Source organism: uncultured Tissierella sp., assembly GCF_902479755.1.
Taxonomy (GTDB): Bacteria; Bacillota; Clostridia; order Tissierellales; family Tissierellaceae; genus Tissierella; species Tissierella carlieri.
Genome location: NZ_CABSQO010000001.1, coordinates 273,600 through 299,168, shown reverse-complemented (window position 1 = coordinate 299,168; position 25,569 = coordinate 273,600). Strand labels below are relative to the sequence as shown.

Genomic DNA, 25,569 nt, shown 5'->3' with positions numbered 1-25,569 from the left:
CACTATTCACTTTTCACTATTAACTAAAAAAATGGGGTGATATATTGCAGGATATTTATTTAGATAAAGAAAAACTTAATGAAATAAAAGAGACTGTTGAAGAATTGGGTGTTTCACTTTGACATCCAAGGACTTAGGGATAAGGTTATTGATTTAGAGCAGCAATCCTATGAAGAGGATTTTTGGAAAGAGATAGATAAAGCCCAAAAAACCATGCAGGAAATTAAGTCCTTGAAAAATCAAGTTAAAGAGTATGATGATTTGATAGAAGCAATAGAGGATTTAGAAACGTTAATAGATTTAGTCCTTGAAGAAGAAGCTTATGATATGTATAAGGAAATAGAAACAGGACTTAAGGAATTGTCCATAAAGGCAGATGAATTCAAATTAAGTACCCTATTATCCGGTGAGTTTGATAAGAATAATGCGATTCTTTCGATACACTCTGGAGCAGGAGGATTGGAAGCTCAAGATTGGGCTGAAATGCTCTTAAGGTTATATCGAAGATGGGCAGAGCAAAAAGGATTTCAAGTTGAAACCTTGGATCTTTTAGCAGATACTGAGGGTGGTATAAAATCTGTTACATTACTTATAAAGGGATATAATGCATATGGATATTTAAAATCTGAAAAAGGAGTTCATAGATTAGTAAGAATATCTCCATTTGACTCTGCTGGAAAGAGGCATACATCCTTTGCTAGTATAGATGTATATCCAGAGTTAGATGATGAAGTAAATATTGAGATTAATCCTTCAGATTTAAAAATAGATACTTATAGATCTGGTGGTGCTGGAGGTCAGCACGTAAATACAACAGACTCCGCGGTGAGAATTACACATATTCCCACGGGTATCATAGTTCAATGTCAAAATGAAAGATCTCAAATCAGTAATAGGCACACTGCTTTAAATATGCTAAAGGCTAAGTTAGTACAATTAAAAGAAGAAGAGCAAAAAGAAAAAATAGAAGACCTTCAGGGCAGCTATAATCAAATAGGCTGGGGATCACAAATAAGGTCTTATGTGTTCCACCCATATAGTATGGTGAAAGATCATAGAACCAATGCAGAAGTTGGAGATGTATATGGTGTAATGGATGGAGATATTGATATTTTCATAAATGAATATTTAAAACAAAAAGCCCTTTCATAAAAAGGGCTTTTTAATCGTAAAGTATCAAACATTAATTTAACTTTGGGATTTAAGACTTTGCTTGTTATTAAAGCTTTTTTATAGTAAAAGAGGAATTTTTGATTTTACGTCGAATAATTAATAATAGGAAAGTTCGTTTATGACCTAACCCAGTGAACGTAGATCCTATCGGACACCACTAAATTAAGCCCTATGGGGTAAATAGAGGTTGTGAACTGTAGGTAGGTCAAACGCAACACTTGCTACGCTCACTAACGTTCGCTTCGCTGTTCGTTTTGTCTACAATTGGCTAGTACTTATTGGACGAAAAGGCAACGAATAGAATTTATTATTGAGAGTGTCCGTTAGGACCAAATCTATGCGAATCTGAGAGCCCTTACAGGACTACTGAATTATATCCTGCGGAGCAAAGCAAGGTTGCAAATAAATTTGTGTTTCGAGACTGCGATAATTAAGTGGAGGGAAGATGAATATGGATATTTTAAAAGTGCTTGTTGATGAGTTTAAATTAAAACCTTATCAAGTAAAAAATACAGTGGAATTATTAGATGAAGGTAATACTATACCATTTATAGCCAGATATAGGAAGGAACAGACAGGAGAGTTACAAGACGTTGTTATAAGAGATTTATCAAATAGGTTAACTTATTTAAGAAACCTAGAGGCAAGAAAAGAAGAAGTTATAAGGCTTATTGATGAGCAGGGAAAACTTACTGATGAACTGAGAAAAGAAATTATAGATTCAGAAACACTCCAAAGAATTGATGATTTATACAGACCATTTAGACCAAAGAGAAGAACTAGAGCTACTATTGCAAAGGAAAAAGGCTTGGAGCCTCTTGCAGAAATCATATTTACTCAATCCTTAGATAAGGAAGAATTTAAAAATAGAATAATTAGCTTTATAGATGAAGAAAAGGGAGTAAATAACGAAGAAGAAGCTTTAGCTGGTGCTATGGATATTATTGCTGAAATAGTATCTGATGATCCGGATAATAGGGAAATCATTAAGAAAATTATTAATGATAAGGGAATTTTAGTAGTAGAAGGAGTAGACAAGGAAGAAAAAACTGTATATGAGATGTATTATGATTATAAAGAGCCTGTAAAAGCCATAGCAAATCATAGAATATTAGCTATAAATAGAGGAGAAAAGGATAAAAAGTTAAAGGTTGCATTAAATATAGATGGTGTTGATTTAATAGAGTTACTAGGAGATAGACTGATAAAAGATAAAAGCAAAGATACTGCAATTTACATACAAAGAGCGGTGGATGATGGCTATAAGAGACTACTCTTTCCTTCAATAGAGAGAGAAATAAGAAATAACTTAACAGAAAGAGCTGAAGAGGAAGCTATAAAGGTTTTTGCAATAAACTTAAAACCGTTATTGCTTCAGCCGCCAATTAAAGGAAAAACCGTAATGGCAATAGATCCTGGATTTAGAACTGGATGTAAGGTTGCCGTAGTTGATGAAACAGGCAAAATGCTAGATTATATTACAGTGTATCCTACAGAGCCTCAAAATAAGATAGAGGAAACAAAGATTAAGTTAAAAGCGTTAATCCAAGAGTATAGTGTAGACATAATATCCATTGGAAATGGTACAGCATCTAGAGAAACTGAAATGGTAGTAGCTGAAATGTTAAAGGAAGTAAACAGAGAAGTCTCCTATATAATAGTTAGTGAAGCAGGAGCATCAATATATTCTGCATCAGAAGTAGGAATAAAAGAATTTCCAGATTTAGACGTATCCATTAGAGGAGCTGTATCTATTGGAAGAAGGCTGCAAGATCCTATGGCAGAATTGGTGAAAATTGAACCAAGACATATTGGTGTAGGACAATATCAGCATGATTTAAACCAAGGGAAACTTGATGAAGCTCTTACAGGAGTTGTAGAGGATTGTGTAAATAGTGTAGGAGTAGATTTAAATACTGCATCTCCATCTCTATTAAAATATGTAGCTGGAGTATCTACTAGAGTTGCAAATAGTTTAGTTAAAGCTAGAGAAGAAATGGGTAAGTTTACCAGCAGGAAAGAACTCCTCAAGGTAAAGGGATTAGGAGAAAAGACTTTTGTCCAATGTGCAGGATTCTTGCGTATCCCTGGAGGTGATAATCCTTTAGATAATACAGGAGTTCATCCAGAATCCTATGAGGTAGCAGAAAAGCTACTTAAGATGGATTACTCTAAAGGAGAAATAGAAAAGATATCAGAGGAATTAGATATTGGGATTCCAACCCTTGAGGATATAATCAAAGAACTTGAAAAGCCAGGGAGAGACCCTAGAGATGAGATGCCGAAACCTATTTTGAGGCAAGATGTTCTTAAAATAGAAGATTTGAAGAAAGATATGGTACTAAGTGGTACTGTAAGAAATGTAGTAGACTTTGGTGCCTTTGTGGATATAGGAGTAAAAGAAGACGGCTTAGTTCATATATCCCAACTTTCTAATAGATTTATTAAGCATCCTAAGGAAGTTGTTAAAGTAGGGGATATAGTTAAAGTTAGAATAGTGGAAGTAGATATGGAAAGAGGAAGAATCGCTTTAAGTATGAAGGAAGCTTAGGCAATTAACAGTTTACAATTCATAATTCATAATTATAGGGAGCGAGTTTTGCTCGCCCGTAAATAATCATTGAATAATCAGAATATAAAATATATAATATTATTTAGGGTAACGAAATAAAAATAAGGGGGAATTTTAGTGATATTTATTAAAAATGGTACAATATACACTATGGCAGGAGATGTAATAGAAAATGGTTCAATACTTATAAAAGAGGGTAAGATAGTAGAAGTAGGGAAAGATATAATTGCCCCGCTAGATGCAGAGGTAATTGATGCTGAAGGTAGAATGGTAACTCCAGGATTTATCGATGCTCATTGTCATTTAGGAATGTGGGAAGAAAGTATAGGATTTGAAGGTGACGATGGAAATGAAATGACAGATCCTATAACACCTCAGTTAAGGGCAATCGATAGTATCAATCCTATGGATATTTCATTTGAAGAAGCATACCAAGGTGGAGTAACTACTGCTATAACTGGTCCAGGTAGTGCAAATGTAATAGGTGGTACTTTTGTAGCTATAAAGACTTATGGAAATAGAGTAGATGATATGATAATAAAAGACCCAGTGGCTATGAAGATAGCTTTTGGTGAAAATCCAAAAAGAGTATATAATGCTCAAAGCAAATCTCCTATGACTAGAATGGCTACAGCTGCAATACTTAGAGATACTCTATTTAAGGCAAAGACTTATCTAGAAAAGAAAGAAAGAGCAGAAGAACCTTCAAAAATGCCTGATTATGATATGAAGATGGAAGCTCTAATACCAGTTCTTAAGAAGGAAATTCCTTTAAAGGCTCATGCTCATAGGGCTGATGATATATTTACAGCTATTAGAATAGCTAAAGAATTCGATGTAGATATTACACTAGACCACTGTACAGAAGGTCATTTAATAGCTGACCAACTAGCTAAGGAAGGAAAACCTGCTATAGTAGGACCAACATTTGGTAATAGATCTAAATTTGAATTAAAAAACAAATCTTTTGATACTCCTAGAATATTAAACGAAGCAGGAGTTAAATTTGCAATAATTACAGATTCTCCAGTAATACCTTTACAGCATCTGCCATTATGTGCAGGACTTGCTCACAATGCAGGACTTCCTGAAATGGAAGCGTTAAAAGCTATTACAATAAATGCTGCTGAAATAGTAGGGTTACAAGATAGAATAGGAAGTATTGAAGTAGGTAAAGATGCAGATATTGCTATATTTGATGGAAATCCATTAAAAGACATAGACTGTAAAACCTTTGCTACAATAATTAATGGAGAAGTAGTTTATAAAAGATAGTGAATAGTGAATAACTAAGAGTGAATAGTTGAAAATACAAAGCGTTTTAATCTTTTTAACTATTCACTTTTCACTATTAGCTATTCACTGCATTTTGGAGGTGTTTATATGAAGCTAGGATTTATAGTTAATCCTATTGCAGGTATGGGAGGCAGAGTAGGATTAAAGGGGACAGATGGACCTGAAGTTCTAGAAAAGGCTAGAACCCTTGGAGCAGTACCAGAATCTCCAGATAAGGCCAAAAAGGCATTAAAGGTTCTATTACCTCTTAAAGATGAACTGGAGATATACACCTATCCAGGAAATATGGGTGAAGAAGAGGCAAATGACATAGGATTCGAACCAATAGTATTAGAAACTGAAAAGAATAATTTTAGTCCTAAGGACACAGAGGAAGCTGCAAAAAAGATGGTTGAGAAAGGAGTAGATTTAATACTATTTGCTGGCGGAGATGGTACTGCTAGAAATATTTATTCTGCCATTGGTACAGGGGTGCCAGTTGTAGGAATACCGGCAGGAGTTAAAATTCACTCCGGAGTTTATGCGAACCACCCAAAGGCGGCAGGAGAAATTGCTTTTAAATATCTTCAAGATGAACATATGGAGACAATAGAAGCTGAAGTAATGGATATAGATGAAGATGCTTTTAGAGAAGGTGTGGTAACGGCAAGACTATATGGATATATGAGAATCCCGCTAGAACCAAAATTAATTCAAACAACTAAATCAGGCGGTGGATTAGGGTCAGAAGAAGAGGCTCTAAATGGAATTGCTGATAGAATTATCGAGGAAATGGAAGAAGAACCAGATACTTTCTTTATAATAGGTTCTGGAACATCAACTCGACCTATTATGGAAAATCTAAATTTACCTAATACTTTATTAGGGATAGATATAGTAAAAAATAAGGAATTGATAGCTTCTGATGTAAATGAAAAGCAGATTCTAGATATAATCAGCGGATATAAGGCTAAAATAGTTGTAACTGTTATAGGTGGTCAGGGTTATATCTTTGGAAGAGGTAATCAGCAAATTAGTGCAGAGGTTATCAAAAGAGTAGGGAAAGAAAATATCCGAATAGTAGCACCTAAGAATAAAATTTTAGCTCTGGAGGGTAGACCACTTCTGGTTGATACAGGAAATGAAGAGGTAAATAGTATGTTCAATGGATATATGAAGGTTATAAATACCTATTATGCTGAGTCTATAGAAAAGGTAGAAGGATTATAGCTATGAAAAAAGGCCCTAAATTGGAATACAAATTTCATTTAGGGCCTTTTTATTTTTAGAAGCTAATTAATTGTGTATACATATTCCGCTTGAGTCCAGTAGAGCTTCAAATATGGCTTCTGAGGTAGTTGGGTGAGGATGGATTGTTTTAGTTAAATCCTCTACCTTAAGTTTATTAGTCATTGCTATAGATATTTCATTGATTAAATCTGTAGCATTTGGACCTACTATAGAAGCACCAAGTATTTCCTTAGTGGATTTATCAACAATAATTTTTACGAAGCCTTCTGAAACTCCTAATGTTAAAGCCTTTCCATTGGAGGCAATAGGGAACTTTCCTATCTCTATATCCATATTATTATCTAGGGCATATTTTTCACTAATTCCTACACTTGCGATTTCAGGATCTGTAAATATAGCACTTGGCACAACATTATAATTCATATTATCTTCTATACCCATTATATTATTAGCAGCTACAACACCCTGAGTAGAAGCTATGTGAGCCAATTGTATTGTTCCAGTAGCATCTCCGACAGCAAAGATATTTGGAATACTTGTCATCATTTTTTCATTAACCTTTATACCACGTCTATTATCATTTAATTCCATATCTAATTTATCGATACCAAGGTTATCTAAATATGGTTGTCTACCTATTGATATCAGCACTTTATCTGTGGTTAAATATTTTTTATTTCCATTATTAGTAAAGGTAATAATACATCTTCCCTTCTCGTCCTGAATAATTTCTTCTACCTTAGAACCAGTATATATACTGATTCCTTTATTTTCAGCAATTTCTTCTATTTCTTGAGATACATCCTCATCTAGACCGGGTAAAAGTCTATCCATGAATTCCACTACAGATACTTTTGTACCAAAGGTATTGAAGATAAATGAGAACTCCATTCCTATTACTCCACCGCCGATTACTACCATTTCCTTTGGAAGTTCATTTATTTCCATTATTTCCGTACTGCCTAATACATTATCTAAGTCAATTCCCGGTATCGGTAATTTACTCGTAGTTGAGCCTGTTGCAATAATTATATATTCTGCTTTTATTGTAGTTTCTAGATATTTGGTTTTTACAAATACAGTATTCTTATCTAAGATTTCACCAGAGCCTTTAACAAATTTAATATTGTTTTTTTCCAATAAATGACTAATTCCTTCTCCTAATTGAGTAATAACTTGATTTTTTCTGGAGATTACCTCATTAATATCTAGACTATAATTTTCAACCTTGCAGCCATAGTTGTGAGATTCCTTAATATTTTTAAAGACATCTGCAGATTTTACCAAAGACTTTGTAGGTATACATCCTCTGTTTAGGCATGTTCCCCCTATGCTATCTTTTTCAACAAGGATTACATCTGCCCCTAATTGAGCCAGCCTAATAGCAGCCACATAACCACCGGGACCTGAACCTATTATAGCTACTTTAGCATCTAGCTTTTCTTCTTTAGGCTTTATTAAACCTTTAAAATAGTCAAAGGAAGGTTCTTCTTTCTTTTCAATCTGAACTTCTTCTCCATCTACTACTGCCAAAATATCTCCTAATTTTAGATTTGCTCCTAATTTTACTTTTATATCTTTAATAACTCCCTTTACATTCACATCTAAATCCATTGTTGTTTTATTTACTTCTATTGCAAGTAAAGGAGTATTTGGGTCTATGCTATCTCCAGGTTTTTTATAAATCTTAGTAACCTTACCCTTCTTAATTCCATTTAAGCCTTCAAACTTGACTTCGAGAATCATTTTACTTCCTCCCAATCCTATTATTTGAAATCGTTTTCAAATTCATCTATGCTGGCTTTAAGTAAGGTTGAAGAGTATGCCATAGAAGGACCTCCACCGAAAGCTACTGCCACCATAGCGGCCTCCATAATTTCCTCTCTAGTAGCACCGCTTTCTAATGCCTTATAAACATGGAAGGCTATACAGTATTCACAACGATTATAAGCACCAATTGCAACACTTATTAATTCCTTTGTTTTAGTATCAAGGGCGCCGTCTTCATAAGTAGTGCCTAATAAATTCATGAATGCACCTAAATGCTTTTCATTACTAATACCTACATCTTGTAAACCGTTAATAAACTCATTTAAATAATCTCTTGGACCTTTGGACATTTAAATTCCTCCTTATATTATACTTGCTATACTAATACTTAGTATAGCAAGTATAATATAATAGGTCAACAAAATTTTCACAATTTTTGACCTATATTTAATAAGATTTTTTCTATTACCTTCAAAAATATTTGAATTTCCTCTTCTGAAATATCCATAGTGAAAGTATCTGCCATCTTTTGGCCTTCTGGTAATAGTTCTTCCCTGTAATGTTTACCTTTATCTGTCAACGAAATGATAGTTATTCTTCTATCATTTTTATCCTTAGTTCTAAGAATATAATCTTCCTTTTCCATTCTATCTATTAATCTGGCAACTGTGGATTCCTTTATATCCATTAAATCTCCTAATTCCTTTTGATTGATTCCATCATATTTACCCAAATAATAAAGGGCTATCCATTGGACCCTGGTTATGCCTAATTTCATCAATCTATCATTGAATTCATCTGCCATTTTTTTAGCTGCTTTATTGGTAATAAAAGAAATACATGCATCTAAATCAAACAATATAAACACTCTCCTATCTATATATATTATAACCTATGATTAAGGTTTTGTGAAAGAGGGGAGTATTATATTTTGAGGATGCTTAATACTTGACAATAGATATATGGAGATTTATAATTAAATTAAGATATATCTTCAGGGGGAGGTGTAAGTCCTCACCGGCGGTAAAGCCCGCGAACCGATAAATTCGGTTGACTTGGTTAGATTCCAAGGCCGACAGTTACAGTCTGGATGGAAGAAGATGTAGTAGACTTAAATTATTTTGATTAGTCTATTTTTGGACCCCGGAGATTTTCTTCGGGATTTTTTTATGACCTAACACAGTGAGCAAATAGATTTGAGTTGCAAAACTGCGATAATCCCGAGAAAATAAAACTTTTGGAGGGATTTTATGTACACATTAAGTAAAGAGACATGGAATACTAAAACCATGGTAAAGATTTCTGTGCTTGGAGTAATTTCTTTTATTCTTATGTTTTTTGAAATTCCAATGCCATTTTTAGCGCCAACATTTATGAAGATTGACATTAGTGACTTACCATCTTTAATTGGTTCCTTTGCCATAGGACCTATGGCAGGAGTAATAATTCAACTTTTAAAGAATGTATTAAATGTTTTAATCGAAGGAAGCACGACTGGTGGAGTAGGAGAATTGGCTAATTTTGTAGTAGGTTCTGCATTTGCTTATACAGCAGGGTTTGTATATTATAAGAAGAAGACCTTTGGAAGAGCTGTAGTAGGGCTATTATTAGGAACTGTAATCATGACTATAGTTATTACTCTTGCAAACTACTTTATAATGTTTCCCCTATATGCAAAGCTAATGGGGCAGGATATACAAGTATTTGTAGATATGGGTACTGCAATAAACAAAAATATAACGGATTTAAAAACCATGATGCTAATTTCAGTAGTACCTTTTAATCTACTAAAAGGTGTTATGATAACAGCATTGACATTATTAATATATAAAAGAGTATCACCTATACTTCATAAATAAAAAATTGATAGAGAATGTTCTCTATCAATTTTTTTCATTTTAACTTCTCATCAATGAATTTCAATAAAAGTCAAGTTAGCAATTTTTTAAAGGTAAAAGTACATTTCAAGTGAGGATTATATATATTGACATGTATTGGCAATAAGGTTACAATATATCTAACCTGATTAGGTATCGGAGGAGATAAATTGAGTTATTCAAGCGAGGTTTTGAGAGGAAATACAGAAACTATCATTTTAGCCATTCTTATGGAGAATGATTCATATGGTTATGAAATTATGAAAACTATTATAGAGCGCGGAAAAGGATTAATAGATATTAAAGATGCTACAGTTTATACTGCTTTCAAACGTATGGAAAAAGATAAATTAATTACAAGTTATTGGGGAAACGAAGAAAGCGGTGCAAGGCGAAAATATTATAGAATTACCCCCCAAGGTAGGGAAATATATATTCAGAAAGTCAATGAATGGAAGGAAATAACTATTATTATGAATAATTTGATTGGGAGTGGGCTATAATGGAGGAAAAATTAAAAAGATATATAAATAGGAAGTTTCTGCTATACCCTAAAACAAAGGAGATTCTGGAAGTTCGTGATGAGTTATACTCCATAATGCTAGATAAATATAATGATTGTTTAAATATGGGGATTACACAGGAAGAGTCTTATAAGAGGGCAACTGAAATGACGGCTGATTATAAGGAAGCAATTAGAGAAGTAGAAAAAGGTAGTTCTCTTGGAGCATTGAAAAAAACCCTTGTTAATATAGGCTCATTTACTACATTTTATTTCATTATACTGACATTTATATATTTTTTTGTAAGCGTGATTATTTTAAAATCTTTTAATAAAACATGGCTAATTGTTGTAGGGGGTTCTTTTATATATTTAGTATATTTTTCAATAAGCTTATATGAATATGCTAAATTGTTTAGTTTCAAAGCACTCGGAAGATGGGGTATAGCATTTATCTATATTAGTTTAATACCATTAATCTATGTATTTCCATCATTATATTTATCTATAGTATATTCAAAAAATATATGGAACCGTAGTTGGCTAATAATTATAATTATAGTATTTTTCTACATAATAACAGATTATATAGTAAATAGAAAGCATATATCAATTGTAGAAAAAGATATTCGACTTTTTGCTTCAGGATTTATATTAACAACATTTTTATATTTATTCATATCAATGAAATTTAAGATTTGGAGTATTGCTTGGGTTCTATATGTGCTTTATTTATCATTGATATCAATTATATTCCACATTGGTAGAAATAAAAGAATGGATTAAAGGGAGAGGTGCTAATTATGAGTCTTATAGATATTTGTGTTTTTGGAGATTCGATTGGCAAAGGCATAGTATTACAGTCTGAAACAAGTCGATATAAGGTAATTAAAATGAATTTAGAGAAAATATTTGGGTTGGAAGAAATAAATATTAGAAACTATTCTATGTTTGGATGCACTGTTTCAAAGGGTTTATCAAATATTAAGAGACATGCAACTGAAATTATGAAATATAAAAATGTCTTTTTAGAATTAGGCGGTAATGACTGTGACTTTAATTGGAAAGAAATAGCCGAGAATCCAGAAAAAGAACATTTTCCTAATACACCGATTATTGAATTTAGAAGATTATATGAGAGTTTAATTGGAGAAATACGTAATAACGGTGGGAGTCCAATAATGATTAATCTTCCACCTCTTGATCCTAAGAGATATTTTAATTGGATCTCTAAGGATTTAAATGAGAGAGGTATATTGCAATGGCTTGGTGATGTTAATATGATTTATAGGTGGCAAGAAATGTATAATGTAGAAGTTATGTTATTGGCTAATAAAATGGGTGTTCCAATAATTGATATACGTTCTGCATTTTTGAAATATAATAATTATAGTGATTTTTTATGCTCTGATGGTATTCATCCCAACGATGCTGGATATGAGCTAATTTATAAGACCATTGGAGAGCAGTATATGTTTACTATTGGTTATTAAAATTAATAATTATAATTATGGAAGGAGTGTTAAATATGTCTAAATTTGTTTTAACATGTTGTTCTACAGCAGATATGCCCTATGAATATTTTTTAAAAAGGGATATACCTTTTGCTTCTTTTCATTTCAACATGGACGGGAAAGAATATATAGATGATCTCGGTCAGACTATGTCTTTTGAAGAATTTTACAGTAGAATTGAGGGGGGAGCAATGCCTACTACCTCTCAGGTAAATGTAGGAGAGTTTATAGATCTTTTTGAACCTTTTCTTAAGGAGTCAAAAGATATTTTGCATATTTCTCTTTCTACAGGTTTATCAGGTGCTTATAATTCAGCATGTATGGCAAAGGAAGAATTATTATCTAGGTATCCGGAACAGAAAATTATGATTGTTGACTCTCTAGGTGCTTCTTCAGGTTATGGATTACTTACTGATTTAGCTGCTGATATGAGAGATAGAGGTTCAAGTATTGAAGAGGTTTATGAATGGTTAGAGGGAAATAAATTAAATGTACATCATTGGTTTTTCTCTACTGATTTAACGCATTATAAACGTGGTGGTCGTATATCTGCTACATCTGCAGTTGTAGGGAATCTATTAAATATATGTCCTTTATTAAATATGAGCTATGATGGAAAGTTGATTTCCCGTGAAAAAATTCGTGGGAAGAAGCATGTAATTGCAGAAATAGTGAAAAAAATGAAGAAACATGCAGAGAATGGGATAGAGTATTCAGGTAAATGTTTTATATCCAATTCTGCATGTTATGATGATGCACGTATGGTTGCTGATTTAATTGAAGAAAAGTTCCCTAATCTAAAGGGGAAGGTAATGATTAACAGTGTAGGTACCGTAATAGGTTCTCATACAGGCCCTGGCACAGTTGCTCTTTTCTTCTTAGGAGATAAGAGAATAGATTAATTTTAAACGATTATTCCTCCATGGATTAGTTAACATTTGCTATTATAGCATAGTATTAATCATATGGAGGATAATTATTATTTTAGTCCATTTTTAGCAATAACTACTTTTATGTCTTCATAAGTAAATTCTTCTGGTAATAATTCTTTTATTGGCTTTAATCTTTCAAATCCTATTCTATTTATTACTTCCAGTATCTTTTCCTCTTTTATAGGGGTGAGAAATCTTGACCAATTTACAGTTTGGCCTTGTTCTTCACATTTAGAAAGATGCTCAATAATAGTATTTATGGTAAAATTTCTTGTTTTTGATATTTCTTCTAAAGATAATCCTTCCTGATAACAATTGTAGGTTGATTTATACCTATCCACTAAATCCTCTCTTACTATTTTTTCATCTCGGGAAATGATTGAGGAAACTCCATTTTTTATACAGTAATCAGTGATTACCTTTAGAAAGACTTCACCATAGCTTTCATATTTCTTTAGGCCTAATCCTTTTATCATCATCATAGATTCCTTATCTTGAGGAAAAAGGGATGCCATTTCAATTAGTGTAGAATCATGGAATATCATAAATGGAGCTAATTTCTTATCTTGAGATAGAGAATATCGTACTGATTTTAATTCTTGGAATAATTCTTCATCGAAGTTTTCATTCATATCCTTTATTGATAATCCCTTTTTATCTTTAGATGATTTAATTTCTATTAAATGCTTCTTATGATATACTTTAACTTGTCCTCTTAAGACCTCTCCAGCAGTTTGGGATAATTTTAATACTGGAAATTTATCTGCTGTTACATAGATATATCCTCTAGAAACCAAGGTCATTATAATTTCTCTTAATGAGCCTTCACTATATTCCTTCATAATCCCATAGGTTGAAACATTATCTAGGCCAAACTCTATTATCCTCTTATTTTTTGAACCTCGAAGTACCTGAATTACTGTAGTCAGTCCATATCTTTCCTGGACCCTATATATACAGGACAGTATTTTTTGAGATTCTATGGTAATATCCACCATCTCAGACCTATCTAAACAATTTCCGCAATTTCCACAGCTTGACTCAGTTATCGTTTCCCCAAAATACTCCAATATACTATTTCTCAAACAGTTATTTGTATGACAGTAGTCAATTAGATATTGAAGATTTTGATATAATAAAGTTTCCCTTTCCATAGATATAGGATTGCTCTGTATCAATAATTTTTGCTTTACTATATCTGAAGGTGAATATAATAGGGTACAGCGACTGGGTTCTCCGTCACGGCCTGCACGTCCGGCTTCTTGATAGTATGCCTCCATATTTTGAGGCATATTATAATGGATTACAAATCTAACATCTGGCTTATCTATGCCCATACCAAAGGCATTGGTGGCTATTATTATCTGAACTCTATTAAATATAAAATCATCTTGATTTCTCTGGCGAATATTTGCATCCATTCCACCATGATATCCTATTACGGAAAAGCCTTCTTCACTTAGCTTCTCAGTTAATGATTCTACAGTTTTCCTTGTGGAGCAGTAGATGATCCCTGACTCATTTTGAAAGCTATTTCTTATATAATCTACTATATATGAATATTTATTGCTTACCTTTAGAACCTGATAATATAAATTTGGCCTATCAAATCCGATTATAGACTCTATAGGATTTTTAAGGGCTATCAAAGACTTGATTTCCCTAACTACTTCTTTGGTGGCTGTTGCCGTATAACAAGCGACTATAGGTCTATTATAAAAGGTTTTGATAAACCTTGGAATTTCTACATAGGATGGTCTAAAATCATGACCCCATTGACTGATGCAATGAGCCTCATCAACTGCCACCATAGATACTTTGATGCTATTTACTAAATTAATAAAGGAAAAAGTATTTAAACGTTCCGGAGCTACATAGATTATTTTATATTTGCCTTCTTTTATTTCTTGTACTCTATAATTAAATTCATTATCATCTAAAGTACTGTTTATGAATGTGCCTGATATTCCGATCTCATTTAATGCATCTACTTGATCTTTCATCAGTGATATTAAGGGTGAAACAACTATTGTAACACCTTCCAGCAATATAGCCGGTAATTGATAGCAAAGAGATTTTCCACCTCCTGTAGGCATTATACCTAGGACATCTCTTCCTGCTAAAATTCCTCTTATTAAATTTTCCTGACCCTCTTTAAACTCCGTATATCCAAAATAAGTTTTAAGAGCATTATAAATATCCAAATATACCACCTCATACATAATTTTATACTTTTATTCACCTAATATCAAGAATATAAGAGAAGATATAAATGTGTTATCATATGCTATTTTTATGATATAATGTGTGTCGTAGGTCTGCATTTTGTGAAATTGATAATATTGATGAAATTACAGGGGAAGAGTTATATGGAAAAATCTAAAATTTTAGTGTTAGAAGACAATAAAATAATAAGAGAAGGAATTAAGGAGTATTTGGAAGAAAATAATTATATAGTCGAGGAAGTTACTACAATCGAAGAATTTTATAATAAATTTATTGATGATATAGATATATTTTTATTAGACATTAATCTTCCAGATGGAAATGCCTTTAATATTGCCCCTAAAATAAAAAAATTGAAAAAACCTATAATTTTTCTTACTGTTAGAGATGAAGAAGAAGATATAATAAATGGTCTAAAAATTGGAGGAGATGACTATATTACAAAACCTTTTAAACTAAGTATTTTAAAGGCGAGAATAGAAACTGTTTTAAGAAGATATAAAAATGAAAATGGTAGATTTATTTATTATGATAAAATGGTTTTAGATATTGAAGGAACAGCACTCTACATAGACGGTAACGAAGTAGAATTAAGACCTAAGGAATATTTATTATTAGAAACTTTCATGAAGAATATAGAAAAAACCTTGACCAGAGATTTTCTTATGGAAATTACTTGGGATAACTATGAAGAATTTGTTAATGACAATACTTTATCAGTCACTATTAAAAGATTAAGGGAAAAACTTGAAATCTACGGTAAAAATATTAAAACTATAAGAGGTTTAGGATACAAATTAGAGAGCTATAAATAGACTTAGGAGAATAAATATGAAAAACAAGAAAATATTTATAATTATATTTCTTACAAGCTTAATATTATTCTTTTTCTTATATAAAGTTATTGACGGAATATATTATAGAGAAGTTTCCAATTTAATTGATTTGGAGGTTTATGGATATGGCGGTTCTATGACCATTTATGGAGATAGATCTCTTGTATTAATATTAATAGTCTTATTTAGTATTATTACATCTTCTGTTTTTATTTATATTTATAATCAAAGGGAAAAAAACTTTTTAGAATATATAAAAATGATAAAATCAAAGTTAAGCTCCTTATCTGAAGGTGATTATTTCATATCTATAGATGAAGTAAATAGTCTTGGAGCATTATATGATGAGCTATATAAATTAGTTCTAGAATTGAGAGAGGGTAGAGAACTAGCTATAAGAGATAAGCTGAAGCTTAAAGAAAATTTAGAGGATATATCCCATCAATTAAAAACGCCTTTAGCATCTATAGAAATACTCATTGAATTATATAAAGAAAATAAAGATGAAAAACATCTTGATAAAATCGACTGTGAGCTTTCTAAAATAAATTATTTAATATCTTCAATGCTTACCATTGCAAGACTGGATGTGAATCAAATAGAATTTAAGTCTGAAGAATTTTCTATTAGAGAGGCAATCAATGCTAGTATAGAAAGTTTGGAAGCCCAAATCCAAGAAAACTCTATAGAAATTTTAGCAGACGGAGAAGATTTCACAATAATTGGGGATTTTTATTGGATTGTGGAGGCCTTAATAAATATTGTTAAAAATAGTATTGAATATGGAAGATCTCAAATTCAGATTATGACTAGAAAAACCAATGTTTATTCAAAAATTATAATCAAAGATGATGGAGAAGGCTTTTCAAAGGAGGACCTAAATAAATTGTTTCAAAGATTTTATAAATCAAAAAATAGTGCAGCAGGAGCAGGTATAGGACTCAATCTTTCAAAAAATATATTGGAAAAACATAATGCTACAATCTTCGCTGAAAATGACAGGGGGGGAAAATTTACAATTAAATTTTATTGAAAGCCAGAAAAGAGCATATCTTTATTCATTATCTTTTCTGGCTTATTTTTATTTATATTCTGTCACTTAAATGTAAGATTCGTCGTATATACTTTAATTGAGGTGATAGTATGGAAATATTAAAGACTATAAATATAACAAAAAGTTATAGGGATGGAAATCAGACAAAAACAGTACTTGATAATGTAAATATCTCTATAAATCGAGGAGAATTTATAGGGATATTTGGACCTAGTGGAAGTGGTAAAAGCACTTTATTAAATCTCATAGGAGGTTTAGATAGACCTTCCAGAGGAGAAGTATATATCGAAAAGGAGAGAACTGACAATCTCACTCAATCAAAGCTTGCAATATACAGACGTAGAAGGATAGGTATAGTCTATCAATTCTACAATCTTATGTCTAATTTAACTGTAGAGCAAAATATTTTACTTCCTTTACTAATGGATGATAAGGAGCCAGATTTAGAATTATATGAAAAAGTCATGAATATAATTGATTTAAAAGAAAGATTAAAAAGTTTCCCCGAAGAATTATCAGGAGGAGAACAACAGAGAGTAGCTATTGCAAGAGCATTAATTAACAAGCCTTCTATCGTCTTACTAGATGAGCCAACGGGTAACTTAGATAGAGAAAATAGAAATAAAATATTTGAACTATTAAAATATTCAAACTCAGCTTTTAATCAAACTATGTTAATAGTCAGCCACGATGAAGAAATAGTTAATAAAACTGATAGAATGCTTCAAATAGAAGATGGAAGAATTATTAGGGATGTGAGTTTGCAATGAAACTCTATGATATATATATTAAAAACTCCCTGAATAGAGAAAATAAAAGGTTAAAAACACTTCAAATTACCATATTTTTAGCTGTGATAGCTTTCTCGTTGTTTATATTATTATTTGGCACCATAGTAAGAAACGATCAAGAAATGGCAGAAAAGATAACAGGAGATTTCCATACAAGGATACCAGTAAGTTTAGACAGTGAAAAGGTCAATATCTTAGAAAGTAATGTAAATATTAAAAAACTAGGTTATTTAGGGAAAAAGGGAATTGAAAAAGGCTCCGATAATAATTTTTCTTTTCATATATTTTTAGGAGATAAGAATTATTTTGATACCATGAAGGTAGTTTTATCAGAGGGGGAACTGCCAAGGAAAGAAAATGAAGTTCTAATTCCTAAATTGACAGCTAAAGATTTAAATCTCCAAGTTGGAGAATATTTAAATACAATTGATAAAGATAATGTTAAGCATGATTATAAAATAACAGGATTAATGAATTATTATACAAGAAGTTGGGAAGAAGAAATCCCGATTTACAGCTATATGGATTCTGATGCTTTAAAAACCAACGCTTATAGGGTAGTTATTTGGTATAAAAATATAAAAGATACTTATAAATTGACACCTAATTTATATGATATATTAGGAATTGATTATGAGAAAGCCATAAATGAAGGAGATTTTGGATATAACTTTTTATATCTTAGCAGCCATTTTGTAAATCCAGATGATATGCGTATATATACAAGCAGCGAAAGATATCCAAAGATATTTGTAATGGGATTGATACTAATTGGAGGATTTTTTATAATCATAATTAAAAACATTTTTTTGGTTTGGGAAAAATCTCATATAAGGGAATATGGTTTGCTTCTAAGTGTTGGAGCCAGAAAAATAGATATTGTGAAGATGATTATAAAAAGATTGATTAAAATTGCTATTAAACCCATACTTTTAGGGGTTATTGCCGGGACAATGCTAGACTTTTTCATTATAAGAATTCTCAATAAATATTATCTTTTGTCTCAGATGAATATGTCTTCCGAAAACATTAAGAATTTAAGAGTCATAATTAGTCCCCTATCAATTTTAATAATCTTAGTGGTAAGTACATTGATTTTATTAGTTGCATCTTTATCACCTGTATTTAAGCTTTCAAAATTAAATCCTATAGACTCTATGAAATTGTATCGAAGTGATGATAAACATTCTAGAAAATCCTATAAGCTTAGGAGAAGTAATTTCATTGGAGATTTGTCAAAAATAAATGCGAAGAAAGATAGAAAAAAGACCTTGATAACCACACTGTCAGTATCAATATCATTATTACTTCTCAGTGTATTATTAGCACTTTCTTCTGCCCTGGATCTTGAACTAAAACACAATAGACCTAATGAGTTATCTTATTATAATCACAAAATTAATTATTTTAGTCCACAGGCTATACCTAAGGACTTAATCTCAGAATTGACTAATAATTTTGAAGAAGAATATATTAGTTATAGAAAGTATGGCTTTTATATGGAATTGAGCAATGATTATGAAAAGATATTAGACCAAGAATACCTACGTGAATTATATCCTAAATATGTAGAGGACAATAAATATGAAGAAATTGGTATAAATCTAATAGGAATTGAAGGCAATAAATTTGGGGAGATTGTTGAAAACTTTAATTTAAAATTGGAGGATTTTAGTAATGGAAATAAATGTATCATAGTAAATACGATTCCAATTGATTTTACTAAGCCTTACAGTAGATTAGAATATACAGATGCTATTGATGAAAATGTGGAAACTATTAGAGTAAATGCAAATCCATCATCCTTTAAAGAGAAATTAGAAGGCTTTGATTTAGAAGTTTTAGATTATACAATGGACCCAAATATATTAAAAATTCCACAATCTAGGACCTCCTTAATTGCTATAATGCCAATGGATAATTTTATTTCCATTTTAAATAATTTAGATACGGCAGCAGATGTCTTTAATTTAGAGAGTCTTTATTTGAAAACATCTGAATATGCAAACCTTGAGGAAATCAAAAATAAAACAAAAGAGTATCTTAATATTAGAGATCTAGAATTTTTCAATAGAGAAAATTTATATGCTTTTGAGTCAAATTCTAATAAAATGTTATATTCATTAATTTTAATAGTTACTATATTTATTGCAATAGTTGGAATATCAAGTTCTTATAGTGCAACTAACAGTATGAGAGAATCTAGGAAACAAGAATTTGTTTTATTGCAGATGGTTGGGATGGATAAAAGCATCTTAAAAAAACTAATAATCAGAGAAGTTAATTATAATATGCTATTTATAGTGATTATAAGTATTTTCTTTCTCTTAATATCTGCTTATATCGGCACTACCGCTTATGATTTTTTCAAGACCTTTGAGGTATTATTAAATATGAAAATTTATCTTTGGTTATTATATTTACTCTTGATATATATAATCCTTAGGAAAAATTATCTTAAGAATTTAAAAGATGTAGAATTGACAATGAATAGTAGAATTATGTAGGTGAGAATATGAGGAAGAGTATAATATTATTTTTATTGCTTTTACTGTTACTATTTGTAATTTTTCCAAGGACTGGTGTATATGCATTTCTCTTTGATAGAGGAAATTATGGATATATAAATGAATCTTCAACTGAAATAATTTCAGATTTAGATGAACTTAGTCCCAGGACTAGAGAATTGGCAATCAAGTTTTTAGAAAAGTGTGAAGAAAAGGGGCTTTCTGTACGAATTACAGAAACTTATAGAACCCAAGCTCGACAAGAGATGCTATATAAACAAGGGAGAACTACATCCGGTTTAGTTGTCACATGGACTAAGAATAGTAAACATACAAAGAGGCGTGCATTTGACATTTGCGAAAACAATACTGATGATCCCTATGGAGATTTGGAGTTTTTTAGAAAATGTGCAGAAATTGGTAAGGAAGTGGGGCTTACTCCAGGCTATTATTTTGAAAGATATCAAGATATGCCTCATTATGAATTAAATAGATGGTGGCTGCGGTAATTATCAAGTATCCCCCTGAAGAAATGGATAGCTATCCATTTCTTCAGGGGGTTTATATTATTTCTTCTTAGGGTTTAGTTTTTCCACATCACATAGTAAAGCTTTATAAATAGGGAATCCAGAAATATAGTCACAATTTTCATCATCAGTTAAATGATTAGTATTGGATTTTGCCCAAGCTTCAGCTTGATAAGCAGAGCCACCCCCCATATTCAATTCTATTTCACCTGATGGAATTTCATAAGTAACTTTAGCTACAAATTCGACCTGATTTCTTTTAGTTTTAACTCGTACCTTATCTCCATTTGCTATATTACGATTTTCTGCATCATCTGTATTGATCCATACCAAGGGTTCTGGCTGCATCTTTAGTAAACCAGGTATATTTAAAAATTGTGAGCGGAAGGTAGTAGGGATACGTGTCCCTGTATTTAGAATTAAAGGATAAGTTTTTGCCAATTCTGGTTGACTCACAGGACTTTCTATAGGCTCCATATATTCTGGCAATCCTGGATATCCAAACTTTTCAAGTAATGATGACTTAATTTCAAATTTCCCAGAAGGTGTAGGGAATCCCGGCTTACCATCTTTACGAAATTTACCATTTTCATATTTTTTAAATGTTCTTTCTGCCATAGGATACTTGATGAAACCATCCCTATTCAATTGTTCCGCCAACTCTTTGCTTCCTAGGGCCCTCTCCAAAAGCTCAGACTCATCCTCAGGATAATTCTCACCATAGCCAAGTCTCTTTGCTATATCATGTATAATGAAAATATCCGTGCGTGCTTCACCAACTGGGGCTACTACACGGGTTCTTTTTTTGATGGTAGGGCCATGTACAACATAGGATTCATCTTCAAAATATGTAGTTGCAGGTAATACAACATCTGCATACTTACAATCCTCTGTAAAGTATCTATCTATTACAACAAAAAATTCTAATTTAGATAGAGCTTCAGCAAATTTATTTGGATTTGGATAGCTGGTTAAAATAGATGAACCTAAGTTTAATAAACCCCTTACTGGATAAGGATTATTTTCTAAAACTGCTTGAGGGAATTTCATAAAGTGGGCATTTTGCATTAATTCACAGAACAAAGGATATTCATTGGCACCAATAGGTTTTCTATCTGGTTTTTTACAGTAAATTTCTTTTACTCTATTTACTGTTGGTGAATTTAATAGTATGCCTCCTGGAATATCTATCTTTCCTAATAGTGCCCAGATAGTATAGACTGCTCTTATGGTTTGTACTCCTGAATTGGAATATTCCAATCCAGTATACATTACTAAGGTAGTCTTTTCTTCCTCTGCTATTTGATAAGTTAGATGACGTATTGCCTCTGGTTCTAAGCCAGGAATAGCTGCCCATTCTTCAAGTGTTTTAGAAGCAACATAGAATTTAAGTTCTTCGAATCCTTCAGTCCATTTTTCCGCAAATTCTTTATCATAAATATCTTCTTCTATAATAATCTTTAAGATTGCAAGTGCTAATGCTCCATCTGTACCCGAACGAACCAGATGATATTCTTCAGCCCGTTTACATATATCTGTTTTAAAATGGTCAATTGCAGTTATCTTAGCACCTTTGCTTACAGCAACTTGAATAGCATGAAATTGGAATTGAGGAGATTTAGTAATTGGATTAGCCCCCCAGACTACAATTCGATTTGCATTGGCTATATCTGGTAAAATACTATTTCCATAAACACCAAAAGTTGTAATTGGAGCAAATGCTCCAAAGGAGTTATAACATACTGATCCAACACTTGATACATTAGGTGATCCTAATGGTAGAAAAAAACCTGGAACTGCACGGTTTTCAGGGTTTACAATCCCCAGAAAGTCGGAGGTGCTTGCTTCGAATCCACCACGACCTGAATGGTTAATCAGAGACTCCGGTCCATATTTTTCCTTTACCTTCAAGAATCCATCGGCAACATAATCTAATGCCTCTTCCCAGCTAGCTTCTCTAAAATCTCCTTCTCCTTTTTCACCCACACGAATAAGGGGTTTCTTCAGCCTATCTGGAGAATAAAGAATTTCTTTTGCAAATTTTCCTCTTAAACAAAGAGCACCAAAAGGTTCATCTTTTGCAGGAAAAATATCAATTAATTTTCCATCTTCTAAATTAACATCAACTACACAAGAACCAGGACATACTCCACATATCACAGATTTTTTAACTTCCATATTAATAGTACCGCCTTTCTACACCCATGTTATTATTTAAACAATACAATTCTATTATATTTACTTTTTTATCTCCAATTAATAATATCTATACCAGCGATTATTGATATAGAAATTATTAAAACACAGAGGGACGGTTCTTCTGTGTTTTAATTTAAGTAATATCAAGAATTAGAGTAATATATAGATAAAATTCTATTATATTGTTTCAAAAGTTAAGTTATGATATTGTATGTATAAAGAAAGAGGGACAATAGTAATTTTAATTTTCAAAAGTTTATAAAGTCATAATCGGCCAAGGAGGATTAGATTATGAAGAATAATATTAAAGCATTAATATTACATTTAATCACTGTAGTATTATCATTCATTTTATTAGTAATCTTTGTTGCAACCGCTTCTAAATTTGGAAAGTATACAACTAATATATTAAGTAGGCTGTTTCTGACTGTATCATTAATAAGATTTTATGTTTATATGGGGACATTCTTAGATATTAATAAGGATAGGAAGTATGATTTTTATGTAGGTGGTATTATTAGCATTATTGGTATTGGATTATGGTTATACACATTTTAATGACAAATGGAAGTTTAATAGAAGTACCTAAAGAGGTAAGTACATATTGGATATTATTCAATTCGTACTATATGCCATTTACAATGATTGATTTTCTTTTAGGTATACAGCATATACCATTATTGTCATTATTGAATATTTTTATGCCATCCTTGTTTATGGGATTTGGTCTAAGATATAAAAGGGTAAGAATAGAGAAGAAGTAATATAATCATTATGAGATGAGGAGGATTAATATGTTAAATTATGATTTTGTATTAAAGGAAACTAGTGGAAATGATATTTCAATAAAGGATTTTAAAGGCAAAAATGTAGTAGTATATTTTTATCCAAAGGATAATACAGCAGGTTGTACTACAGAGGCATTAGAATTTATGGACTTATATGATGAATTTGAAAAACTAGATACTGTTATAATAGGAATAAGTAGAGATAGTTTAAAATCCCATGCTAAATTTAGAGATAAGCATGATTTACCATTTTTACTTCTTAGCGATGAAGATGAAGACGTTCATAATCTATTTAATGTAATGAAACTTAAAAAGATGTATGGAAAGGAATATATAGGAGTTGAAAGATCTACTTTCATATTCAATAAAGATGGAGAATTGATAAAGGAGTTTAGAAATGTGAAAGCAAAGGGACATGCAGAAAAGGTATTGGAATTCATAAAGAATGGAGAGTAGAAAACCTTCAATTTTCAAGAGTCAAATTTAATAAATATTAAAAAAAGTATTGGCATATCAATGCTATTTTTATTGATTACTGGTATGTTTTTAGCTGATTTAAGCACAGATATTGGAGATTAATCTAATAATGGGATAATTAGCAGGAGATAATATTTTAGTAAAATAAAATATTTAAAGTATAATTTGATTATGATTCTAAGCCTGCAGATCTGTGCAGAAAACATCGGGCATACATATTAACTTCCTGATACTATATTGATAAAAGGAGGTCATATAGATGGATTCGCTAAAAAGTATGAATGAAGCATTGAAGTATATTGAAGAAAATCTTACTAATGATATTGATTTTAAAGAAGTAGCAAAAATTGCATTATGCTCAGAATATCATTTTCAGAGAATGTTTTCTTTTCTTGCAGGTGTTACCTTATCAGAATATATTCGTCGCAGACGTCTTACACTTGCGGCTTTCGAGCTTCAAGATGGTCAGATAAAGGTAATTGATTTAGCCATGAAATACGGATATAGTTCACCAGATTCTTTTACAAGGGCTTTTCAGAACTTACATGGAATAACGCCTTCAGAAGCCAGAAATAAAGATAAATTACTAAAAGCTTTTCCACCAATGACCTTCAGATTATCAATTAGAGGAGGTAATATGATGGATTATCGAATTGTTGAAAAAGAAGGATTTAGTATAATTGGCATAATGAAAAGAGTTCCTATTATTTTTGAAGGAGAGAATCAGGAAATCACTAAAATGTGGAAAAGCTTGGATAAAGAAACAATCAATAGGCTTAAAGATATTTCTAATGTAGAACCTTTAGGCCTGATTCAGGCTGACATTAACTTTTCAGAAGGGAGAATGGCTGAAAAGGGAGGATTAGACCATTATATCGGTGTAGCAACAAATAAAGAATGTCCCAAAGGGTTTACTGAGCTTAAGGTTTCACCATCAACTTGGGCTGTATTTGAGACGGTAGGACAATTCCCAGAGACGCTACAGCAAACTTGGGGGAGAATATTTTCTGAATGGCTTCCTACATCAAACTATGAAATTGTGGAAGGTCCAGAAATTTTATGGACTGAAGATTTTAATATAAAATCCCCAGATTTTAAAAGTGAGATATGGATACCGGTAGCTAAAAAATAAAAAAATTATAATATAAGAGCACTTTCTAATTTAGAAAATGCTCTTATATTATTTAATCTGACCTCAGTAATATCACTATAGGTTATTACTGAGATTTTAAAAGTAATTGATGGAATAAGAAATGATAATTAGTAAACAAAGGAATGAAATAATGGGTATGATTAGA

At 31.5% G+C, this 25,569-nt stretch carries 22 protein-coding genes and 1 riboswitch; of the genes, 17 read left to right on the top strand and 5 right to left on the bottom strand.

Translation table 11 applies throughout. The annotated features are described in order from the left end of the window. Positions 1-44: 44 nt before the first annotated feature. The 4 genes from prfB (at position 45) to RDK80_RS01580 (ending at position 6,250) form a co-directional block, all read left to right on the top strand. Positions 45-1,152 (top strand): peptide chain release factor 2 gene (gene prfB, locus RDK80_RS01595; protein WP_255374505.1). Its coding sequence is split into 2 segments (ribosomal slippage): positions 45-119 and positions 121-1,152, totalling 1,107 coding nucleotides; the frame shifts between segments, so codons are not numbered across the junction. A 472-nt stretch (positions 1,153-1,624) separates the two neighbouring features. Beyond that, positions 1,625-3,724, top strand: a complete 2,100-nt coding sequence (locus RDK80_RS01590; protein WP_308523304.1) for a Tex family protein — start codon at positions 1,625-1,627, stop codon at positions 3,722-3,724. Between the two features lie 138 nt (positions 3,725-3,862). After that, positions 3,863-5,020: an amidohydrolase gene (locus RDK80_RS01585; protein ID WP_094903592.1), complete on the top strand. Its 1,158-nt coding sequence runs from the start codon at positions 3,863-3,865 to the stop codon at positions 5,018-5,020. Positions 5,021-5,128: 108 nt separating this feature from the next. Next, complete coding sequence (locus tag RDK80_RS01580; protein WP_308523303.1) at positions 5,129-6,250, top strand: ATP-NAD kinase family protein; 1,122 nt, start codon at positions 5,129-5,131, stop codon at positions 6,248-6,250. Positions 6,251-6,316: 66 nt separating this feature from the next. On the opposite strand, the gene lpdA is transcribed toward RDK80_RS01580, so the two are convergent. From lpdA to RDK80_RS01565, 3 genes are all read right to left on the bottom strand, one after another. Next, positions 6,317-8,017: a dihydrolipoyl dehydrogenase gene (lpdA, locus tag RDK80_RS01575; RefSeq protein ID WP_308523302.1), complete on the bottom strand. Its 1,701-nt coding sequence runs from the start codon at positions 8,015-8,017 to the stop codon at positions 6,317-6,319. A 20-nt stretch (positions 8,018-8,037) separates the two neighbouring features. Next, complete coding sequence (locus RDK80_RS01570) at positions 8,038-8,391, bottom strand: carboxymuconolactone decarboxylase family protein (protein ID WP_094903594.1); 354 nt, start codon at positions 8,389-8,391, stop codon at positions 8,038-8,040. A 77-nt stretch (positions 8,392-8,468) separates the two neighbouring features. Then, positions 8,469-8,900, bottom strand: a complete 432-nt coding sequence (locus RDK80_RS01565; protein ID WP_094903596.1) for a MarR family winged helix-turn-helix transcriptional regulator — start codon at positions 8,898-8,900, stop codon at positions 8,469-8,471. A gap of 127 nt (positions 8,901-9,027) precedes the next feature. Continuing rightward, positions 9,028-9,147, top strand: a riboswitch (FMN riboswitch). A gap of 144 nt (positions 9,148-9,291) precedes the next feature. Between RDK80_RS01565 and RDK80_RS01560 the strand changes: the two genes are divergently transcribed. The 5 genes from RDK80_RS01560 to RDK80_RS01540 all read left to right on the top strand — a co-directional run bounded on the left by RDK80_RS01560 (position 9,292) and on the right by RDK80_RS01540 (position 12,836). Continuing rightward, positions 9,292-9,900, top strand: coding sequence for an ECF transporter S component (locus tag RDK80_RS01560; RefSeq protein ID WP_094903598.1), 609 nt, complete (start codon positions 9,292-9,294; stop codon positions 9,898-9,900). 188 nt (positions 9,901-10,088) lie between these two features. Then, a complete protein-coding gene (locus RDK80_RS01555; RefSeq protein WP_094903600.1) occupies positions 10,089-10,421 on the top strand; it encodes a PadR family transcriptional regulator in 333 nt (110 codons plus the stop codon). After that, positions 10,421-11,206: a hypothetical protein gene (locus RDK80_RS01550; RefSeq protein ID WP_308523301.1), complete on the top strand. Its 786-nt coding sequence runs from the start codon at positions 10,421-10,423 to the stop codon at positions 11,204-11,206. The genes RDK80_RS01555 and RDK80_RS01550 overlap by 1 nt, the downstream gene beginning before the upstream one ends. A 17-nt stretch (positions 11,207-11,223) precedes the next feature. Then, entirely contained in the window at positions 11,224-11,913 is a 690-nt protein-coding gene (locus RDK80_RS01545) for an SGNH/GDSL hydrolase family protein (RefSeq protein ID WP_158220166.1), read from the top strand. Positions 11,914-11,948: 35 nt separating this feature from the next. Further along, on the top strand, positions 11,949-12,836 hold the full coding sequence (locus tag RDK80_RS01540) for a DegV family protein (protein WP_308523300.1): 888 nt from the start codon (positions 11,949-11,951) through the stop codon (positions 12,834-12,836). Between the two features lie 77 nt (positions 12,837-12,913). Here RDK80_RS01540 and recQ read toward each other — a convergent pair whose 3' ends face one another. Continuing rightward, on the bottom strand, positions 12,914-15,079 hold the full coding sequence (recQ, locus tag RDK80_RS01535; protein WP_308523307.1) for a DNA helicase RecQ: 2,166 nt from the start codon (positions 15,077-15,079) through the stop codon (positions 12,914-12,916). Positions 15,080-15,235: 156 nt separating this feature from the next. Between recQ and RDK80_RS01530 the strand changes: the two genes are divergently transcribed. The 5 genes from RDK80_RS01530 (at position 15,236) to RDK80_RS01510 (ending at position 20,789) form a co-directional block, all read left to right on the top strand. After that, on the top strand, positions 15,236-15,907 hold the full coding sequence (locus RDK80_RS01530) for a response regulator transcription factor (protein ID WP_308523299.1): 672 nt from the start codon (positions 15,236-15,238) through the stop codon (positions 15,905-15,907). Positions 15,908-15,923: 16 nt separating this feature from the next. Beyond that, positions 15,924-16,961 carry a HAMP domain-containing sensor histidine kinase gene (locus RDK80_RS01525; protein ID WP_308523298.1) on the top strand — a complete coding sequence of 346 codons (1,038 nt, stop codon included), beginning with the start codon at positions 15,924-15,926 and terminating at the stop codon, positions 16,959-16,961. Positions 16,962-17,071: 110 nt separating this feature from the next. After that, entirely contained in the window at positions 17,072-17,752 is a 681-nt protein-coding gene (locus RDK80_RS01520; protein WP_094903614.1) for an ABC transporter ATP-binding protein, read from the top strand. Further along, positions 17,749-20,280, top strand: a complete 2,532-nt coding sequence (locus RDK80_RS01515; protein ID WP_308523297.1) for an ABC transporter permease — start codon at positions 17,749-17,751, stop codon at positions 20,278-20,280. The genes RDK80_RS01520 and RDK80_RS01515 overlap by 4 nt, the downstream gene beginning before the upstream one ends. Positions 20,281-20,288: 8 nt before the next feature. After that, positions 20,289-20,789 carry a M15 family metallopeptidase gene (locus RDK80_RS01510; protein WP_094903618.1) on the top strand — a complete coding sequence of 167 codons (501 nt, stop codon included), beginning with the start codon at positions 20,289-20,291 and terminating at the stop codon, positions 20,787-20,789. Positions 20,790-20,846: 57 nt separating this feature from the next. On the opposite strand, the gene RDK80_RS01505 is transcribed toward RDK80_RS01510, so the two are convergent. Beyond that, a complete protein-coding gene (locus tag RDK80_RS01505; RefSeq protein WP_308523296.1) occupies positions 20,847-22,985 on the bottom strand; it encodes a molybdopterin-dependent oxidoreductase in 2,139 nt (712 codons plus the stop codon). A 312-nt stretch (positions 22,986-23,297) separates the two neighbouring features. Between RDK80_RS01505 and RDK80_RS01500 the strand changes: the two genes are divergently transcribed. From RDK80_RS01500 to RDK80_RS01490, 3 genes are all read left to right on the top strand, one after another. After that, entirely contained in the window at positions 23,298-23,564 is a 267-nt protein-coding gene (locus tag RDK80_RS01500; RefSeq protein ID WP_308523295.1) for a hypothetical protein, read from the top strand. Positions 23,565-23,800: 236 nt separating this feature from the next. Then, a complete protein-coding gene (locus RDK80_RS01495) occupies positions 23,801-24,250 on the top strand; it encodes a peroxiredoxin (RefSeq protein ID WP_308523294.1) in 450 nt (149 codons plus the stop codon). A 280-nt stretch (positions 24,251-24,530) separates the two neighbouring features. Beyond that, positions 24,531-25,403, top strand: a complete 873-nt coding sequence (locus RDK80_RS01490; protein WP_308523293.1) for an AraC family transcriptional regulator — start codon at positions 24,531-24,533, stop codon at positions 25,401-25,403. The last annotated feature ends 166 nt before the right edge of the window (positions 25,404-25,569 follow it).

Bases quoted from the DNA above. Each gene is read 5' to 3' on its own strand.
- RDK80_RS01590 (WP_308523304.1), top strand. From the start codon at position 1,625: ATGGATATTTTAAAAGTGCTTGTTGATGAGTTTAAATTAAAACCTTAT.
- RDK80_RS01580 (WP_308523303.1), top strand. From the start codon at position 5,129: ATGAAGCTAGGATTTATAGTTAATCCTATTGCAGGTATGGGAGGCAGA.
- lpdA (WP_308523302.1), bottom strand. From the start codon at position 8,017: ATGATTCTCGAAGTCAAGTTTGAAGGCTTAAATGGAATTAAGAAGGGT.
- RDK80_RS01570 (WP_094903594.1), bottom strand. From the start codon at position 8,391: ATGTCCAAAGGTCCAAGAGATTATTTAAATGAGTTTATTAACGGTTTA.
- RDK80_RS01560 (WP_094903598.1), top strand. From the start codon at position 9,292: ATGTACACATTAAGTAAAGAGACATGGAATACTAAAACCATGGTAAAG.
- RDK80_RS01550 (WP_308523301.1), top strand. From the start codon at position 10,421: ATGGAGGAAAAATTAAAAAGATATATAAATAGGAAGTTTCTGCTATAC.
- RDK80_RS01545 (WP_158220166.1), top strand. From the start codon at position 11,224: ATGAGTCTTATAGATATTTGTGTTTTTGGAGATTCGATTGGCAAAGGC.
- RDK80_RS01540 (WP_308523300.1), top strand. From the start codon at position 11,949: ATGTCTAAATTTGTTTTAACATGTTGTTCTACAGCAGATATGCCCTAT.
- RDK80_RS01530 (WP_308523299.1), top strand. From the start codon at position 15,236: ATGGAAAAATCTAAAATTTTAGTGTTAGAAGACAATAAAATAATAAGA.
- RDK80_RS01525 (WP_308523298.1), top strand. From the start codon at position 15,924: ATGAAAAACAAGAAAATATTTATAATTATATTTCTTACAAGCTTAATA.
- RDK80_RS01520 (WP_094903614.1), top strand. From the start codon at position 17,072: ATGGAAATATTAAAGACTATAAATATAACAAAAAGTTATAGGGATGGA.
- RDK80_RS01515 (WP_308523297.1), top strand. From the start codon at position 17,749: ATGAAACTCTATGATATATATATTAAAAACTCCCTGAATAGAGAAAAT.
- RDK80_RS01510 (WP_094903618.1), top strand. From the start codon at position 20,289: ATGAGGAAGAGTATAATATTATTTTTATTGCTTTTACTGTTACTATTT.
- RDK80_RS01505 (WP_308523296.1), bottom strand. From the start codon at position 22,985: ATGGAAGTTAAAAAATCTGTGATATGTGGAGTATGTCCTGGTTCTTGT.
- RDK80_RS01500 (WP_308523295.1), top strand. From the start codon at position 23,298: ATGAAGAATAATATTAAAGCATTAATATTACATTTAATCACTGTAGTA.
- RDK80_RS01495 (WP_308523294.1), top strand. From the start codon at position 23,801: ATGTTAAATTATGATTTTGTATTAAAGGAAACTAGTGGAAATGATATT.
- RDK80_RS01490 (WP_308523293.1), top strand. From the start codon at position 24,531: ATGGATTCGCTAAAAAGTATGAATGAAGCATTGAAGTATATTGAAGAA.